The 15,877-nt window shown below is 71.7% G+C and carries 14 protein-coding genes and 1 pseudogene; 5 read left to right on the plus strand and 10 right to left on the minus strand.

Translation table 11 applies throughout. From position 1 onward, the window contains the following. Positions 1-100 precede the first annotated feature (100 nt). The gene (locus VLI41_RS11080) at positions 101-796 is read right to left on the minus strand and encodes a molecular chaperone DjiA (protein ID WP_325268134.1); all 696 of its coding nucleotides are present in this window, start codon (positions 794-796) and stop codon (positions 101-103) included. A gap of 63 nt (positions 797-859) precedes the next feature. On the opposite strand from VLI41_RS11080, the gene VLI41_RS11085 reads away from it, so the two are divergent. Together VLI41_RS11085 and VLI41_RS11090 are read left to right on the plus strand one after the other, a co-directional pair. Beyond that, on the plus strand, positions 860-4,492 hold the full coding sequence (locus VLI41_RS11085; protein ID WP_325268135.1) for a hydantoinase B/oxoprolinase family protein: 3,633 nt from the start codon (positions 860-862) through the stop codon (positions 4,490-4,492). 24 nt (positions 4,493-4,516) lie between these two features. After that, positions 4,517-5,197, plus strand: coding sequence for a hypothetical protein (locus VLI41_RS11090; protein ID WP_325268136.1), 681 nt, complete (start codon positions 4,517-4,519; stop codon positions 5,195-5,197). Between the two features lie 73 nt (positions 5,198-5,270). Here the strand turns inward: VLI41_RS11090 and VLI41_RS11095 are convergent, their stop codons facing one another. From VLI41_RS11095 to VLI41_RS11105, 3 genes are read right to left on the minus strand one after another with little or no spacing between them, the layout of a single operon-like run. After that, positions 5,271-6,470 carry a pyridoxal phosphate-dependent aminotransferase gene (locus VLI41_RS11095; protein ID WP_325268137.1) on the minus strand — a complete coding sequence of 400 codons (1,200 nt, stop codon included), beginning with the start codon at positions 6,468-6,470 and terminating at the stop codon, positions 5,271-5,273. A 39-nt stretch (positions 6,471-6,509) separates the two neighbouring features. Next, positions 6,510-7,280 carry a hypothetical protein gene (locus VLI41_RS11100; RefSeq protein WP_325268138.1) on the minus strand — a complete coding sequence of 257 codons (771 nt, stop codon included), beginning with the start codon at positions 7,278-7,280 and terminating at the stop codon, positions 6,510-6,512. Between the two features lie 34 nt (positions 7,281-7,314). Beyond that, the gene (locus VLI41_RS11105) at positions 7,315-8,763 is read right to left on the minus strand and encodes a PhoPQ-activated protein PqaA family protein (protein ID WP_325268139.1); all 1,449 of its coding nucleotides are present in this window, start codon (positions 8,761-8,763) and stop codon (positions 7,315-7,317) included. A 154-nt stretch (positions 8,764-8,917) separates the two neighbouring features. Between VLI41_RS11105 and VLI41_RS11110 the strand changes: the two genes are divergently transcribed. Beyond that, a complete protein-coding gene (locus tag VLI41_RS11110; protein ID WP_325268140.1) occupies positions 8,918-10,654 on the plus strand; it encodes a carboxylesterase/lipase family protein in 1,737 nt (578 codons plus the stop codon). A gap of 3 nt (positions 10,655-10,657) precedes the next feature. Here the strand turns inward: VLI41_RS11110 and copD are convergent, their stop codons facing one another. The 5 genes from copD to VLI41_RS11135 form a co-directional block, all read right to left on the minus strand. Next, positions 10,658-11,521: a copper homeostasis membrane protein CopD gene (gene copD, locus VLI41_RS11115; RefSeq protein WP_325268141.1), complete on the minus strand. Its 864-nt coding sequence runs from the start codon at positions 11,519-11,521 to the stop codon at positions 10,658-10,660. Position 11,522: 1 nt separating this feature from the next. Continuing rightward, entirely contained in the window at positions 11,523-11,879 is a 357-nt protein-coding gene (copC, locus tag VLI41_RS11120; protein WP_325268142.1) for a copper homeostasis periplasmic binding protein CopC, read from the minus strand. 61 nt (positions 11,880-11,940) lie between these two features. Further along, complete coding sequence (locus VLI41_RS11125; RefSeq protein WP_325268143.1) at positions 11,941-12,717, minus strand: acyl-CoA thioesterase domain-containing protein; 777 nt, start codon at positions 12,715-12,717, stop codon at positions 11,941-11,943. Positions 12,718-12,765: 48 nt separating this feature from the next. Beyond that, positions 12,766-14,193, minus strand: coding sequence for an MFS transporter (locus VLI41_RS11130; RefSeq protein ID WP_325268144.1), 1,428 nt, complete (start codon positions 14,191-14,193; stop codon positions 12,766-12,768). A gap of 100 nt (positions 14,194-14,293) precedes the next feature. Next, complete coding sequence (locus tag VLI41_RS11135; RefSeq protein WP_325268145.1) at positions 14,294-14,989, minus strand: Crp/Fnr family transcriptional regulator; 696 nt, start codon at positions 14,987-14,989, stop codon at positions 14,294-14,296. A 141-nt stretch (positions 14,990-15,130) separates the two neighbouring features. On the opposite strand from VLI41_RS11135, the gene VLI41_RS11140 reads away from it, so the two are divergent. Together VLI41_RS11140 and VLI41_RS11145 are read left to right on the plus strand one after the other, a co-directional pair. Beyond that, positions 15,131-15,325, plus strand: coding sequence for a hypothetical protein (locus VLI41_RS11140; protein WP_325268146.1), 195 nt, complete (start codon positions 15,131-15,133; stop codon positions 15,323-15,325). A gap of 80 nt (positions 15,326-15,405) precedes the next feature. After that, a complete protein-coding gene (locus VLI41_RS11145; RefSeq protein WP_325268147.1) occupies positions 15,406-15,690 on the plus strand; it encodes a hypothetical protein in 285 nt (94 codons plus the stop codon). Positions 15,691-15,750: 60 nt separating this feature from the next. On the opposite strand, the pseudogene VLI41_RS11150 reads toward VLI41_RS11145, so the two are convergent. Next, a pseudogene (locus tag VLI41_RS11150) lies at positions 15,751-15,877 on the minus strand (IS5/IS1182 family transposase); the annotation flags it as partial.

Raw genomic sequence — 15,877 nt, forward strand, 5'->3', positions numbered from 1 at the left:
GCCCGAGGGTGACAAAGTAAACGAAGTTTGTCGGCTTGACGGTTCCTTACGTCAACAAGAGATGAACCCAAGATGAGGCGCAATTAGGCCGCAGAGACGATTATGCCGCGCCGGCGAGCGCCATCGCGCGGCGCTCGCGCATGATGGCGTCGAAGGCGGCGTTGATCGCCGCCGCCTTGGCCTCGGCGACCTCGATGAACTCCGCCGGCAGGCCGCGGGCCCGGGCGCGATCGGGGTGGGACTCGGAGAGCTGCGCGCGCCAGGCCGCGCGGACCTCGGCGTCGGAGGCGTCGTGGCGCACCGCTAGCACGGCGTAGGGATCATCGCGCTCGCGGCCGAGATGGGTCGCCTTCAGCCGGCGGAACACCAGCGGGGAGAAGCCGAACAGCTCGGAGACCCGCTCCAGATAGCGCAGCTCCTCGGCGGTGACCGCCCCGTCGGCGGCGGCGATATGGAACAGCCCGTCGAGCACGTCCTCGAGAAGCTGCGGGCAGTGGCGGTAGCGCTTGGCGAGCCGCCGGGCATAGCTCTCGAAGCCGCGCGTGGTCTGCCGGGCGAGCTGGTAGAGCCGCCGCACGTTGCCTTCCGAGCCGGGCTCGGGCTGGAACACCTCCGAGAAGGCGTCGTACTCGCTGGCCTGGGCGCGGCCGTCGGCTTTGGCGAGCTTGGCGCCCAGGGCGGTCACCGCGGTCGAGAACGCGGGATCCTCGCCGGGCAGCCCTGGCGGACAGTCCGGGCATTCGGCCTCGTCGAGGTTTTTCACCGCGAGGCCTGCGATTTTGCGCCAGAAGCTCATGTTGACTATGCGGGAGCCTTAAGCCGTTCGCCCGGCGAACACAATTCTGCGGGACCTTAAGATTTGGACAGGCGCTGGAGTTTCTGGATCGATCGGGGCGGCACCTTCACAGACGTGATCGGGCGCGCCCCGGACGGGATCGAAACCTCGCTCAAGCTGCTCTCCGCCTCGGCGGCCTACGCCGACGCGGCGGTCGAGGGCATGCGCCGGATCCTGGGCGTCGCGCCCGGCGCGCCGTTCCCGGCGGGCGAGGTCGAGGCGATCAAGATGGGCACGACGGTCGCCACCAACGCCCTTTTGGAGCGCGCCGGGGCGAGGACGCTGTTCGTGACCACGCAAGGCTTCGGCGATGCGCTGATCATCGGCGACCAGGCGCGCCCGGAGCTGTTCGCGCTGAACATCCATCGGCCGCCTCCGCTCTACGCGGGCGTCATCGAGGCCCGCGAACGGTTGGACGCGGAAGGGCGCGTGCTTATTCCCCTGGACGGCGGCGATCTCGCCGCCAAGCTGGCCGACGCATCTCGCGAGGGCTACGCCGCCGTCGCCATCGCCTTCCTGCACGCCGACCTCAACCCCGAGCACGAGGAGGCCGCGGCCGCGCTGGCCCGCGCCGCCGGATTCCGGTCCGTCTCCCTGAGCTCGGAGGTCTCGCCCCTGCCGCGCTTCGTCCCGCGCGCAGAGACCACGGTGGCCGACGCCTATCTGACGCCGGTCCTGCAGGCCTATGTGCGCCAGGTGGCGAGCGCGGTCGCCGGGGCCCCGCTCTATTTCATGACCTCGGCCGGCGGCCTGGTCCGCGCCGAGGCGTTCCGCGGCAAGGACGCGGTGGTCTCCGGCCCCGCCGGCGGCGCGGTGGGCGTGGCGCGGACGGCGCGCTCGGCCGGCGCGCCGGCCGCGCTCGGCTTCGACATGGGCGGCACCTCGACCGACGTCTGTCGCTACGCGGGCAGGCTGGAGCGGCGCGACCAGGCCCGCGTCGCCGGCGTCAAGCTGCGCAGCCCGATGCTCGACGTGGAGACCGTCGCGGCCGGCGGCGGCTCGATCCTCAGCTTCGACGGCGACCGCGCCCGCGCCGGCCCGGCCAGCGCCGGGGCCGATCCCGGTCCCGCCTGCTATGGCCGCGGCGGCCCGGCGACGGTCACGGATGCGAACCTGGTGCTGGGCCGGCTCGAGCCGCTCGCCTTTCCGCCGGTGTTCGGCCCCGACGGCGACGCGCCGCTCGATGCCGAAGCCGCGCGCGCCCGCCTGGCCGAGCTCGCCAGGGCGATGGGCGCCGAAAGTCCGGAAGCCGCCGCCGAGGGATTCCTCGCCGTCGCCGTGGAGCAGATGGCCCAGGCGGTGCGCCGCATCTCCACGGAGCGCGGCTTCGATCCGCGCCGGCACGCGCTGGTGGCGTTCGGCGGGGCGGCCGGCCAGGTCGCCTGCCAGACGGCCGAGGCGCTGGGCGTCTCCGAGGTGCTGTGCCCCCGCTACGCCAGCGTGCTCTCCGCCTGGGGCATCGGCCAGGCGGAGGTGACGGCGCTGCGCCAGGCCGGGCTCGAGGCGCCGCTGGACGCGGCCGGTCTCGCCCGCGCCGAGGCCTTGCTCGCCGACGTCGCGGCGACCGCCTGCGCCGCCCTGGCCGAACAGGGCGCCGAACCGCATGAGGTCCGCCGGACGCTGCGGCTGCGCTACGACGGCGCCGACGCCGAACTGCCGGTCCCGCTCTCGGGCGCCGCGGCGGCCCAGGCCGCCTTCGAAGACGCCCACCGCCGCCTGTTCGGCTTCGTAGAGCCACAGCGCCGGGTGCTGATCGCCGCGGTCGAGGCGGAGGCGGTCTCCGTTCCCTCTGCCCCTGCGGGAGAGGGTGGCCCGCGGAGCGGGTCGGGTGAGGGGTCGCGTCGGACTGGCGGAGAAACCCCTCATCCGGCGGCCTCCGGCCGCCACCTTCTCCCGCACGGGGAGAAGGGGGTCAGGATGTTCGCTCACGGCCGATGGCGTGACGCGCCGGTGATCGAGGCCGAGGCGCTGACCGGGGCCGACGGTCCCGCGCTGATCGTGCGGGCCGACACCCAGATCGCGCTGTTGCCCGGCTGGCGCGCCGCGGCGGACGGCGAAGGCCTGATCCGGCTGACGCGGGTCGCGGCCGCGGCGCGGGCCGCCCTCGGCCTCGACAAACCCGATCCGGTCACGCTGGAGCTGTTCAACCGCCGCTTCATGGGCGTGGCCGAGGCCATGGGGGCGGCGCTGGAGCGCACGGCCCATTCGGTGAACATCAAGGAGCGGCTCGACTTCTCCTGCGCGCTGTTCGACGCCGACGGCGGCCTGGTGGCCAACGCCCCGCACATGCCGGTGCACCTGGGCTCCATGGGCGCCTCCGTCCGCGCGGTGCGCCACCGCCATCCGGAGCTCGCGCCCGGCGAGGCCTTTGCGCTCAACAATCCCTACGCCGGCGGCACCCACCTGCCCGACATCACCGTCGTCATGCCGGTGTTCATGGACCAAGCCGATGCGGCGCCTGCGTTCTACGTGGCCGCGCGCGGGCACCACGCCGACGTCGGCGGCGTGCAGCCGGGCTCCATGCCGCCGTTCTCCAGGACGATCGGCGAGGAAGGCGTGTTGCTCGACGCGCTGCCGATCATGCGCGAGGGCCGCTTCCTGGAGCCGCAGACGCGGGCGGCGCTGACCGCCGGCCGCTGGCCGGCGCGCAATCCCGAGCAGAACCTCGCCGACCTGAAGGCGCAGATCGCCGCCTGCCAGGCCGGCGCGGCGGCGGTGGCCGAGATGATCCGCACGCACGGCGCGGACACCGTCGCCCGCTACATGAGCTTCGTCCAGGAGAACGCCGCCAGCGCGGTGCGCCGCGCGATCGGCAAGCTGTCGGACGGTGCGGCGCATGTGCCGATGGACGGCGGCGGCGAGATCGTCGTGCGCACCTCGGTGGACCGGGCGAGCGGCGAGGCGGTGCTGGATTTCACCGGCAGCGCCGACCAGCTCGGCTCGAACTTCAACGCCCCCTCGGCGATCGTCGACGCCGCGGCGCTCTATGTGTTCCGAACCCTGGTGGACGATGACATCCCGCTGAACTCGGGCTGCCTGAAGCCGCTGAAGATCGTGACCCGCGAAGGCTCCATGCTGGATCCCCGCCCGCCCGCCGCCGTCGTCGCCGGCAATGTCGAGACCAGCCAGCACGTGGTCGACGCGCTCTACGCCGCCCTGGGCGTGATGGCCGACAGCCAGGGCACGATGAACAACTTCACCTTCGGCGACGCCGAGCGGCAGTACTACGAGACCATCTGCGGCGGGGCCGGCGCGACCGCGCAGGGGCCGGGCGCGAGCGCGGTGCACACCCACATGACGAACTCCCGGCTGACCGATCCGGAGATCCTGGAGCGGCGCTTCCCGGTGCGGGTCGAGGCGTTCGGCGTGCGGCGCGGCTCCGGGGGCGCAGGCGCCCACCCGGGCGGCGACGGGGCGGTGCGGCGCATCCGCTTCCTCGCGCCCATGGAGGCGGCGCTGCTGTCGACCCGCCGCGAGCATCGGCCGCAAGGGCTCGCCGGCGGCGGCGTGGCGCAGGGCGGCGCTCAGCGTTTGATCCATGCCGACGGCGCGGTTACACCACTCGACGGCTGCTTCTCCGTGCAGGTCGCGGCCGGCGACGTCATCGAGATCGAGACCCCGGGGGGCGGCGGGTTCGGATCGGCGGGCGACGCCTGATGCGCATTGTTCTGAGGATTGTCGATGCCCGCGCTCGCGTTCGCCCTCGCCCTGCTGCTCGCCGACCAGCCCGATGCGGCCGCAGCCGTCGCCCAGGCGACCGATCCCGCGCCCGCCGCCGAGGCGCCGCGGCCCGCCGGCGCCCCGAAGGACGACTACCAGTTCGTCGCCTGGTGCTACGGGGCGCTGCGCGGCTATCTCGACCTGCACGACCAGGTGATGCCCGAAGTGACCCGCATCGAATCGGAGTTCCGCCGGCCGGGCTCCAAGCTCTCCGACGACCTCAAGGTCTATGCCGAGGCCCAGCGGCAGGGCCACAAGGACCTCGGCAAGCTGCAGGCCGCCATGACCGCCGCCGAGAAGGCGAGCCTCAAGCCGATCAACACCCTGGGCGCCGCCGCGGTCGCGAAGGGCCACGCCATGTGGACGGTCACGGCCGGCGTGACCAAGGCGCGCCTCGCCCAGGAGTGGATGAGCTGGGAGCCGCCGCGCCGCTGCGTCGACACCGCAGAAGCGCTGCAGAAGCGCGCCCTGCTGATGGGCCCGGCGTTCAAGGTCAACGTGGAGGCGGAGACGGCTGCGCCCGAGGCTGCGCCGGCCGCCGAGGCCGCGGCGCCGAAGCCCGCCGATCCGCCGGCGGCCGATGCGCCGCCCGCCGCGGACAAGCCCGCCGACGCGGCCGCGAGCGCCGACAAACCCAATTGACTCCGCTCATCCCCGCGGAGGCGGGGATCCATGCGACCCTCGAGCTGAGCTGACGCAGCCGGTCCCGGTCGGTTCAGTTCGGGTCCCCGCCTGCGCGGGGACGGGCGGTTGAGGTGGTGAGGAACCGCCCCAGCCGCTGCAGGCCCAGCGCGTTCTTCTCGGGGCGGTTGGCGAAGCACCAGCGCAGCCAGCCCTCGCCCTCCGGGCCGAACGCCGCGCCGGGCGCCAGCCCCAGGCTCGCCTCGTCGATCAGGCGCCTGGCCAAGGCGACGCTGTCGGAGCAGCCGGCGACGCGGAAGAAGGCGTACATGCCCCCGTCCGGCTCCGGCGCCTCGGCGCCCGGCATCGCGCGCAGGCCGGCGAGCACCTGATCCCGGGCGGCGGCGAGCTCCGCGCGCAGCTCGCTCACATGCGCCTCGCCCTGGGCGAGCGCCGCCGCCGCGGCGGCCTGCACGAAGTCCGGCGCGCAGGAGGTGTTGTATTCGAGGAGCACGCCCACGGACTCCAGGAGGGCGGGCGGCAGCACCAGCCAGCCCAGCCGCCAGCCGGTCATCCGCCAGGCCTTGGAGAAGGAGTTGGCGCCGATCACCCGATCGCCGTCTTCGGCGAGCGCCAGGAACGAGGGCGCGCTGCGTCCCGGCCCGAAGGCGATGCGCTCGTAGACGTCGTCGGCGACCAGCCAGATTCCGTGCTTGCGGCAGTGCTCCAGGATCGCTGCACGGTCGTCGGCCGGCAGCGTCCAGCCGGTCGGATTGTTCGGCGAGTTGAGGAACAGCGCCCTGGTCCCCGGCGTCAGCGCCGCGAGCAGCCGGCCCACGTCGAGCCGCCAGCTGTCCTGCGCGGCTTCCAAGGCGACGCCCTCCACCTGCGCCGACAGAATGCGCGGGATCTCCACCACGTTGGGCCAGACCGGCGTCACCGCGACCACGCGGTCGCCCGGCGAGACCACCGCCTGGGCGGCGATCATCAGCGCACTGACCCCGGAGTTGGTCACCGCGATCCGCCGCTCGCCGATCGGCCGGCCGTGCAGGCCGCTCAGGTAGGCCGAGAGCGCCGCGCGCAGCTCCGCCGTGCCCAGGTTGTGGGTGTAGAAGGTGCGGCCTTCGCTCAGGGCCTGGGCGGCGCGCTCGCGGATGAACGCCGGCGTCGCCCGGTCGCTCTCCCCGAACCAGAAGGTGAGCACCCCCTCGCGGCCCCAGGCGGCGTTGGCGACTTCACGGATCCTGGAGGCGCGCAGCGCAAGCACCTCGGGGCGGGCGACGGGCGGAAGCATCGGGCCTTCATAGAGGCTCCGCCCGGGCTGCGGGAGTGACTAGGCCGCTTCCGCCGAGGCGCGCGCCTGGCGCCGCTCGGACAGCCAGACGCCGACCACCATGGCGATCAGGATCACGGCGGAGGCGGCGATCCGGTCGAGGTTCAGGCCGCCCTGCGCGAAGGGCTTGGTGAGCGTATCGCCCAGCGTCGCGCCGAGCGGGCGGGTCAGCACATAGGCCGCCCAGAACAGGATCGCCTGCGGCGCGCGCTTCCACAGGAAGTGGACCCCGGCGACCGCCGCGATCAAGGCCGAGAACAGCACCGCCCCGCCTTCGAAGCCCAGCCCGGCGTCGTCGGCGGTGAAATCGCCCAGCGCGGTGCCGAGCGTGTTCGAGACCAGGATCGTCAGCCAGTAGAAGACCTCGTTGGTGCGGCTGGTGATACGGTCGACGGCGATGGAGCCGGTGGTCCGCCGCCAGGCCGCGAGCACGACGATGACGCCGGCCAGCAGGATGGCCGACGACTTGACGTAGCCCAGGCCCAGGCTGCGGTCGAAGTAGTCGGAGGTGGTGGTCCCGACGGTGGTCGTGGCGACCACGCAGGCCCAGTAGAACAGCGGGTGGAAGCGCTTGGCCGAGACCTGCGCGATCACCGTCACGACGAAGAAGGCCAGAAAGATCAGCGTGCTGACCAGATAGCCGAGGCCGAGCTGCATGGAGAGCGCATCGCCCCCGGTCTCGCCCAGGGTGGTGGCGAGGACCTTGATGATCCAGAACGCCAGGGTGACCTGCGGGACCTTCGAGAGCGCGTCCCCGGCGGCCGATTTCATGCTGAGCGACTCCGTTCGGCCGAGAAGGCCGGCCTCAGCCCTTCGCCTTCAGCGCCTCGGCGGCGGGCTTCCACTTGGCGTCCGGGGCGATGATCGGCCGGGCGTCCTTCCAGCGGTAGGGCAGCACGTCGGGCTTCACGTAGACCTCGGTGGTGAACTTGAAGGGATACTTGGTCCCGCTCGGGTAGAGCGCCTCGAGGAAGTAGGCGGTGAAGCCCGACTTGGGCTTGGGCACGTTCCCCCGATAGGTCCCATCGGGCCGCGCGGTCAGCCGGGTCGAGGTGAAGGCCTTGCCGATGGTGTCGACGCGGAAGTCCCGCGCCTTCGGGTCCGTGCCCTGCCAGAGGTTCACTTCCAGCGGCTTGACCGAGGAGTGGAAGGTGATCGCCCCGTCCTTCCCGACGGTCCAGGAATAGTTCGGGATCGGCTGGTGATCGAGGATCGCACCGTAGAAGGCGGTGATGCTCTCGTCGATGTCGGTGCCGGCGGTGGAGTGCTTCGAGTTCGGGATCATCCGAAGCCGCTTCACCTGCGGGAGCAGGTAGTATGAGTACCTGGTGTTGTCGGGCGGGAAGTACTGGTCGCCGACGGCGTTGATGATGTACTTCGGCATCTTCATCGAGGGCCGGTCGCGGTAGTTCAGCGGGTCCTCGATCACATTGTCCGCCTCGATGCCGGGCTTGCCGATCATGTTCGGGATCAGGCCGTTCTCGACATAGTCCTTCAGAGCCGGCGAGAAGTAGCCCATCGCCTCCCAGTGGTGGCGGGTGGTGGCGTCGACATCCAGCACATTGATGACGATCGGGATGATCGCCGAGACCCGGGGATCGAGCGCGCCCACCAGCCAGGTGGTCCAGGCGCGCTTGGAGCCGCCGGAGACCACGAAACGGTCGAGCGGCAGCTTCCCGCCCTCCGGGCTCGCCAGGTACTGCTGGATGGCGGTCATGGCGGCCGTGCCGCTCTTGACCATCGGCAGGCGCACCAGGTCGAGCGGATTGTGGTCCCTGGCGAACTTCGCCTGCTGGTAGGCGATGATCTCGTCCTCGACGCGCGGCTTCGGATCCTCCGCGAACCGCAGGGGCTGGTTCGGCACGTCCCGCAGTTCGGAGACCACCGAGTGGGTCTCCACCGCCATCTGCGCCCACCGCTCGGGCGCCTTGGCCGGGACCGGATCGCCGATGTCGCCGCCGGTGATGAACAGGAAGCCGGTGCGGTGCTCCACCTTGTCGGGCACGATCACCGTCAGCCAGTGATGCCAGACGGTGTGGTCGACCTGCTTCGGCGTCAGCCAGCTCTGCGAGGTGAGGTCGAGCACCGTGGCGCGGTAGCCCGGCCCGGAGAGCTGCTCGACCACCTTCCAGCCGAACGCCGGATCGGACTTGGCCACGTAGGCGTCCAGCGCGTTCTTCGGATTCGCCAGGGCCGGCGCAGAGGCCAGCAGGGCCGCGGCCAAGGCGCCGCCGATCAACTTCCACGCACGCATGACAATCCCTCCCGGAGCCTCTTTCTGCGATAGATGACACAGGCGTCAGCGGCTTGTCTTCCCTCCGCGTCAATTGACAACGGCCGAGCCCGCGCCGTCTTCTGGCGGACAGGCATTTTGAGCGTCCGGTACGAGGCGCCCTGGGGAGGATTCGATGGAGAAATTCGATCGGCGCGCGATGCTCGGCCTGGCGGCAGGCGCCGCGGCGCTCGGCGCGACGGCGGCCAAGGCGGCGGGCAAGCCCGCCAAGGCGCTGGCCAAGCCTGCGGCCGCGAAGGCTCCCCGGCGCTCGCCGGGCGCGCCGCCCGGGACGGCCGAGACCGGCCCTGGCGTGCCGCTCCCGACCCCGGTGGTGAAGACCAAGCACGGCCCCGTGCAGGGGCTCGTCGACAACGGCGTCCATGCCTTCAAGGGGCTGCGCTACGCCGCGCCTCCGATCGGCAAGCTCAGGTTCATGCCGCCCCAGCCGCCGGCGCCCTGGACCGACACCTACGATGCGTCGGACTACGGCGCGCCCGCCATGCAGATGGCCGGCGGCACGAGCGTCGTCGCGTCCAACGACTTCAGCTTCCAGATGCACCGGGTGTTCACCACGCCTTCCGAGATGAAGGTGATGAACGAGGACTGCCTCTACCTGAACGTCTGGACGCCCGCGCCCGACCGCAAGCGGCGGCCGGTGATGGTCTGGATCCACGGCGGCGGGTTCGCCTACGGCTCGGGCGCGCAGCCGATCTACCAGTGCGACGGCCTGGCCCGGCACTTCGACGTCGTGGCGGTGAGCCTCAACCACCGGCTGAACGTGTTCGGCTACCTGAACCTCGCCGAGGCGTTCGGGCCGGATTACACCGCCTCAGGCACGGTCGGGATGCAGGACCTGGTGGCCGCGCTGCGCTGGATCCGCGACAACATCGAGGCGTTCGGCGGCGACCCGGGCAATGTGATGATCTCCGGCCAGTCGGGCGGCGGGGTGAAGGTCTCGACGCTGATGGCCATGCCGTCGGCCAAGGGGCTGTTCCACAAGGCCGCGATCCAGAGCGGCCCGGGGCTCACGCTGGGCAAGGCGGCGCCCGCCGCGGCGCAGGCCAGGCAGCTGCTGGACGCGCTGGGCATCAAGCCGGGCGACCGGGCGGCGCTGGAGAGCGTGCCCGCCCCGATCGTCCTGGAGGCCGCCGGCAAGCTCTCGCGCGGCGGGCTCGGCGGCCCAGGCTCCGGCCCGATCGTCGACGGGACGGTGATCCCCCGCGATCCGTTCACGCCCGATGCGCCGGCGGTCTCCGCCGACGTGCCGGTGCTGGTCGGCTGGGCGAAGGACGAGATGACCATCTTCACGGCCGGCGAGCCGTGGTTCGGACGGATGACCGAGGCCGACCTGCAGGCGCGCATGAAGCCGCTGGGCGAGCCCGGCCAGAAGCTGCTGGCGGCGCTGCGCCGCGCCTACCCGGACTATTCGCCGACCTACCTGTGGGTGCAGGTGATGAGCACCGGGCTGGGCATGGGCGGATCGGAGACGCTGGCCGACCGCAAGGCCGCGCAAGGCGGCGCGCCCGCCTACGTCTACATGACCACCTGGGAGACCCCGGCCGGCGGCGGCGTGTTCCGCGCGCCGCACACCATCGAGATCCCGTTCATGCTCTATTCGTTCGACAAGGTGCGGGCCTTCGTCGGGCCGGGTCCGGAGCCGAAGCGGATGGCCGACCAGATCGCCGGCGCCTGGGTGGCGTTCGCGCGGAAGGGCGACCCCAACCATCCGGGCCTGCCGCACTGGCCGGCCTACGACGCCAAGACCCGGCCGGTGATGGAGTTCAACCTGCCGAGCAAGGTCGTCGACGATCCGCTGTCGGAGGTGCGCCAGGCGCTCGCCGCAATGCCCAACACCCGCATCCGCGGCTGACGGCTATGCCCCCGGATCGATCGTCCCGATCGCCGCCACGATGGCGACGACCACGAGGCCCAGCGCCTGCTCGGCGGCGATCTGCAGGCGCAGACGCCCGAGGTCGCCCCCCGCGGCGATCCGCGGCACGAGCACGAAGCGGTTCACTGCGGCGAGCGCCAGCATGCCGGCGAAGGCGGCGAGCTTGACGTCGAGCAGCCGCCCGTAGGCGGTGGTGAGGAGCTTGGTCAGGTCGCCCAGGATGGCGTAGGCGTTCAGCAGGCCGGTGAGGATCAGGACCGCCACGGCGAGCTGTCCGGCCCCGGAGAAGCGCCGCAGCGCCTGCTCGGTCTCGGCCGCGTCCGGCAGGTGAGCGGCCATCCAGGCCAGCGCCCAGAGCGCGCCCAGCCACAGGCCGGCGGCCAGCAGGTGGAGGACGTCGCCCAGCCGGTGGGCCTGGCCGAGCGCGCCCTCCGGCAGGTCGCCGTGGCCGGTCCAGGCGAGGCTCGCGAGCGCGAGGCCCGCCAGCGCCGCCTGCAGCGGGACCGAACGCAGCCAGGCCGCCGCCGCGACGACCACGATCAGCCCGAGCCGCACGGCCCAGAGCTTGCCGAAGTCGGTGTCGGTGATGGTGGAAAGCCAGGCCGAGGGGCTCGCCGCATCGGCTGGCTCACCGCTCATGCCCGCAGTCGTGAAGGCGAGCCAGGCTGCGCCGCCGATGAGGGCGACGAGCGCCAGGAGCGTCAGCCGCGCCCGGCGCCAGGCGGCGAAGCCCGGCGTCTCGGCCAGCAGCCCCGGCCCGGCGTAGAGCGGGAAGGCGGCGGCGCCGAACAGGACGAGGAGGGCCGCCTCGTGCAGCCACCGCGCCCCGATCAGGCCCCACGACATCCTACGGCGTGACGGTGAAGCCGTAGGAGCCCGAGACCCGGTGAGTGTCGGTGGAGACCGCGGTCCAGGTCACCTTGTAGGCGCCGGGCGCGAGCTTGCCGGCGACGGGGGCGGACATCTGCTTGCCGCTGACCGCCGCGGGACCGAGCGGCGCCTTGCGGCCGGCCGCGTCGGCGAGCGCGAGCTTCGAGAATTTCCCGACCAGGCCTTCGCTGAAGGTGAGCTTGATCTGCGCCGGCGCAGGCCCCTTGGCTCCCGCGGCGGGGCTCGCGGCGACAAGGTGCGCGTGGGCCTCGGCCGCGCCGGCTAGGGCGAGCGCAGCGGAGATGGCCATCGCGCCGGCGGTGAGGGTCTTCATGGGCGGCTCCTGTGATCGAGGCTGCATAGCACGCGCCGTCGCTGAACCGGAGCTGAGCGGCTCACATGCGGCGCCGCTGGGCGAGCGCGCAGCAGGCCGCCGAGCCGATCGGGCCCTCGACGTCGTAGAGGAAGCACTCGCCGATGGCGACGCCGGCGGTCGCGCCATGGTTCACCACCTCGAAGCCGATCCAGTCGCCGACCGGCTCGCGGTGCAGGTAGAGGGTGACGTCGGAGTTGATGTACTTCAGCCCCTGGTCGCCGGCGTTGGCGAACGGGCTCGCGAAGTCGGCGGCGCCCGCCACGCGGACGAACGGCGTCAGCGGCCGGCCCTCGACCAGCTCGCGGACCTCGCTGATCCAGGTCCGCTTCTGGCCGACCGAGCCGAAGTCGCCGACGATCCGCCGGGTGGCCCACATGCCGCCCATCGGACGGCCGTTGGGTTCCGGCGGGGCGATCTCCTCGGGGCGGGGGACCTCCCAGACGGTCGGCCTCCAGACCTGGCCCTCGGGCTGCTCGGTGCGGCGCAGCAGCTGGCAGGTGGCGCGCCCGGCGGAGACGCCGGCGGAGAAGAACTCGGCGTCGATGACCTTGATGCGATAGCCTTCGCGCACCACCCGCGTGGTCACCTCCGCGGGGGAAAGGTCGGGCAGCCGGTACATGTCGACCGTGAGGCGGGCCGGGACGAACTCCGCGCCGCCGTGCAGGCGTTCGATCTCGGCGCCCAGGAGGCCCACGATCACCCGCCCGTGCAGGGACTTGGGATCCCAGGGGCCGCGCGCGGCGTCGGTCGGGACGAAGCGGTCGCCATCGACCGTGTAGAAGGGCATGTTCGACATGCGGCGAGCTATGCCGATTCCCCCCGCCTGCGCCTAGCCCCGGCGAGATCAGGCGGCGTGGCCGGCCGCCACCGCAGCGGCCTCGCCCACCGGCTCCCCGTCGCCGATGCCCAGCGCACGCTCGGCGTCGCGCGCCTCGAGCGCCGTCTGGATGTCGCGGTGGCGCTGCGCGGTCAGCCGCCAGCCGACCATGCACACCGCGCCAAGCATGACGCAGGCGATCGGCCCGATGCAGAAGGTGAAGCCCAGGCCCCGCACCGCCGAGGCCGAATTGCCGTGGCCGAGCGTCGGGATGTAGCCCACTTGCCTGAGGATGGCGTAGCTGATCGCGATCGCCACGGCGGAGGAAATCTTCGCCGTCGCGGTTCCCAACGAATAGATCAGGCTGAGCCGGTCGCGGCCCTGCTCGAGCCGCACCTCGTCGGCGACGTCGGCCAGCATCGAGCGCACGGTGAGCTCGAAACCCGAACCGGCGAATCCGCACCAGAGGTTCACCGGGATCGACCAGACGAGCACGCCCTTGGGCGGCAACAGCACGGTCATCAGCCCGAGAGAATAGGCGACGGCGATCACCATCACCGTCCGATGCTTGCCGATCCGGCCCGAGACGTGCGCCCAGAAGGGCGCGCCCAACAGCCCCGCGGTCACGTAGAAGAGCAGCAGGATCGAGGCCTGCGCGGTCGTGAAGTGCATGTAGTCGCGGGTGAAGAAGATGTAGATCGAGGTCATCCACCCCGGCCCGAGGGTGAAGGCCATCTGCGCCAGGTAGAGCCGCAGGAGGTCGAGCTTCCTGAAGACCATGGCGATGTCGCCCAGGTGCATGCCGCCGCCCCGCCGCTTCTGGTCGGCGTTCAGGCGTTCGGGCGTGAGCCAGGTGGCGATGCCGATCGCGACCGGCGCGATGCCGACCAGGAACCAGCCCATGGCATGGATCGCGCCCGCATCGCCCTTGCTGGTCTTGCCGACGATCACCGGGATCGAGAGCACGACGAGCAGCGCCAGGATGCCGATCGCCGTCATGATCCCGAAGATCCGCGAGCGGTCCTTGTAGTCGGTGGCCAGCGTCGCGGCCCAGGCGGTGTGGGCGAGCCCCAGGATCGACATCCCGAGGTAGAGCATCAGCAGCCAGCCCACCAGGTAGATCCAGGTGATGCCGGCCGGCGCGAAGAACAGCATGGCCACACCCAGCATGAAGGCCGGCGCGCCCGCCAGCATCCACGGCCGGTAGCGGCCGATCCGGCTGTGGGTGCGGTCCATCAGCATGCCGACCGCCGGATCGACGCCGATGTCGATCAGCCGGACCACCAGCCAGACCGTGGAGACCACGCCCAGCGAGACGCCGAGCTGGGTGGCGAGATAGGGCGGCACGTAGATCAGCAGGCCCGCGGCCATGGCCCCGACCGGCAACCCCGCCAGCGCGAAGATCACGACCCTGCCGAGCGAGAGCCGCGTCGATCCTCCGCTCGCCGTCGCCATCCATGCCTCCGCGCGTTTGCGCGATGAGGCCCCGGTCAGGCGCAAGGTTCAAGGCTCACGCGACGTCAGGGCGCGCCCCGGGGCCGCGCGCTCGGGCGCATCAGCCCTCGCCCAGCATGGCCGCCGCGCCGTGCTCGATAGCCCGATAGCACTCGCAGGCGCAGCGCTCGAGCGCCGGACGGTCCAGGATGCGGATCCGCCCGCGGCTGTAGGCGATCAGGCCGCGCGCCTGAAGGCTCGAGGCGGTCGCGGTGACCGTCGTGCGCTGCACGCCCAGCATGATCGCCAGGTGCTCCTGGGTGAGCGGCAGCACGTCCGAGCGCAGGCGGTCCTCGCTGAGCAGCAGCCATCGGCAGAGCCTCTGTTCGGCGCGGTGCAGCGTGTTGCAGGCGGTGGACTGCGCCGCCTGCAACAGGCTCGCCTGAGCATGACGGACGATGACCTCGCGCAGGGTCGGGCTCTCGGCCGCGGCCTGGCCCAGGGCTTCGAGCGGAAGCCGCCAGCAGCGTCCGCCCACCTGCACGAGGGTCCGCTCGTAGCTCATCGGCGAGCCCAGGGCCTGCAGCAGGCCATAGCCGCTCTCATGGCCTATGGTGCGGCTCTCCACCTGGGCGCCGTCGCGCATGACCGTCAGGACAGAGAGGATGCAGTCGATCGGAAGGTAGACGAAGCCGACGGGCCGGCCCGTTTCGTCGAGCACCTGGCTGCGGCGCAGTTCGATCTCCCTGAGGTCCCCTTGCAGGCGCGCGATGTCCGCTCCGCCGAGGCTGTCGAGGAAGTGGTTGCTCCAGGCCATGCCGCCGGAACAACGCTCCAAGAGCGGGATTGCTTCGCGGGCTGTCTTTTGACCGCCAGCCGCCCCGAGACGCTATGTCGGAAAACGGGCAGACCACGGCTTTCCGTGCGCGTAATGCGGAATCAGGTTGGGGGACGGGGCGTGGAACTTCTGCTCTACGGGCTGAACGAAGCCGGCGAGCCCGTGCTCGCCGAGCGGCTCTCGGCGGACCAACGGCCGCACATCCGGGATCTCGCCGCCGCGCGGCTCACGAGCCATCATGCGGTCGAGGTCTGGGAAGGCCCCACCTGCATCCTCCGGCTCCGGGGCGGCCCGACCGCGCCTGGCCAGGCCTGATCCGACAGATAAACAAGCGCTTGCCGGGATCGAACCTGAGCCTCAGCCGTTCTTAGGGTTTCCCACAAGAAGGATGACGGATGGCTCGCATCCGAAAGCAACTCCCCGCTCACCCGGGCACGGGCGAGCTGAAGTGCCGCGGATTCCGCGGATCGGTGGACTATGAGATCCTCGGCGAACCGACCACGCTGAAGCCCGGACCTACGCGCCTGCGCGGCTCGTTCAACGCTTCGCCCGAGATCGCCGAACAGGCGTTCCGCGACGGCGACGGCGAGCTCACGCTCGAGAGCGGGTCGACCTATCGCATCACCATGCTCGGCCATTCGGCCGGCAGCGGCACAGCCTATTTCGAGATGCGCGCCTAGAGCCAAGCTGGAGCCAAGCCGGCGCGAACGCGCCGAGGCTTCGCGTCCTAGGGTCCGGACTCAATTGAGCCAGTAGGCGCATGTGGCGGCGATGAGCGCGCCGGCGAGGTAATTGCGGCCGAGCTTGTCGTATCGGGTGGCGACGCGGCGGAAGTCCTTCAGCCTGCACCACATGCGTTCGACGCGG

Source organism: Phenylobacterium sp., assembly GCF_035475775.1.
Taxonomy (GTDB): domain Bacteria; phylum Pseudomonadota; class Alphaproteobacteria; order Caulobacterales; family Caulobacteraceae; genus Phenylobacterium.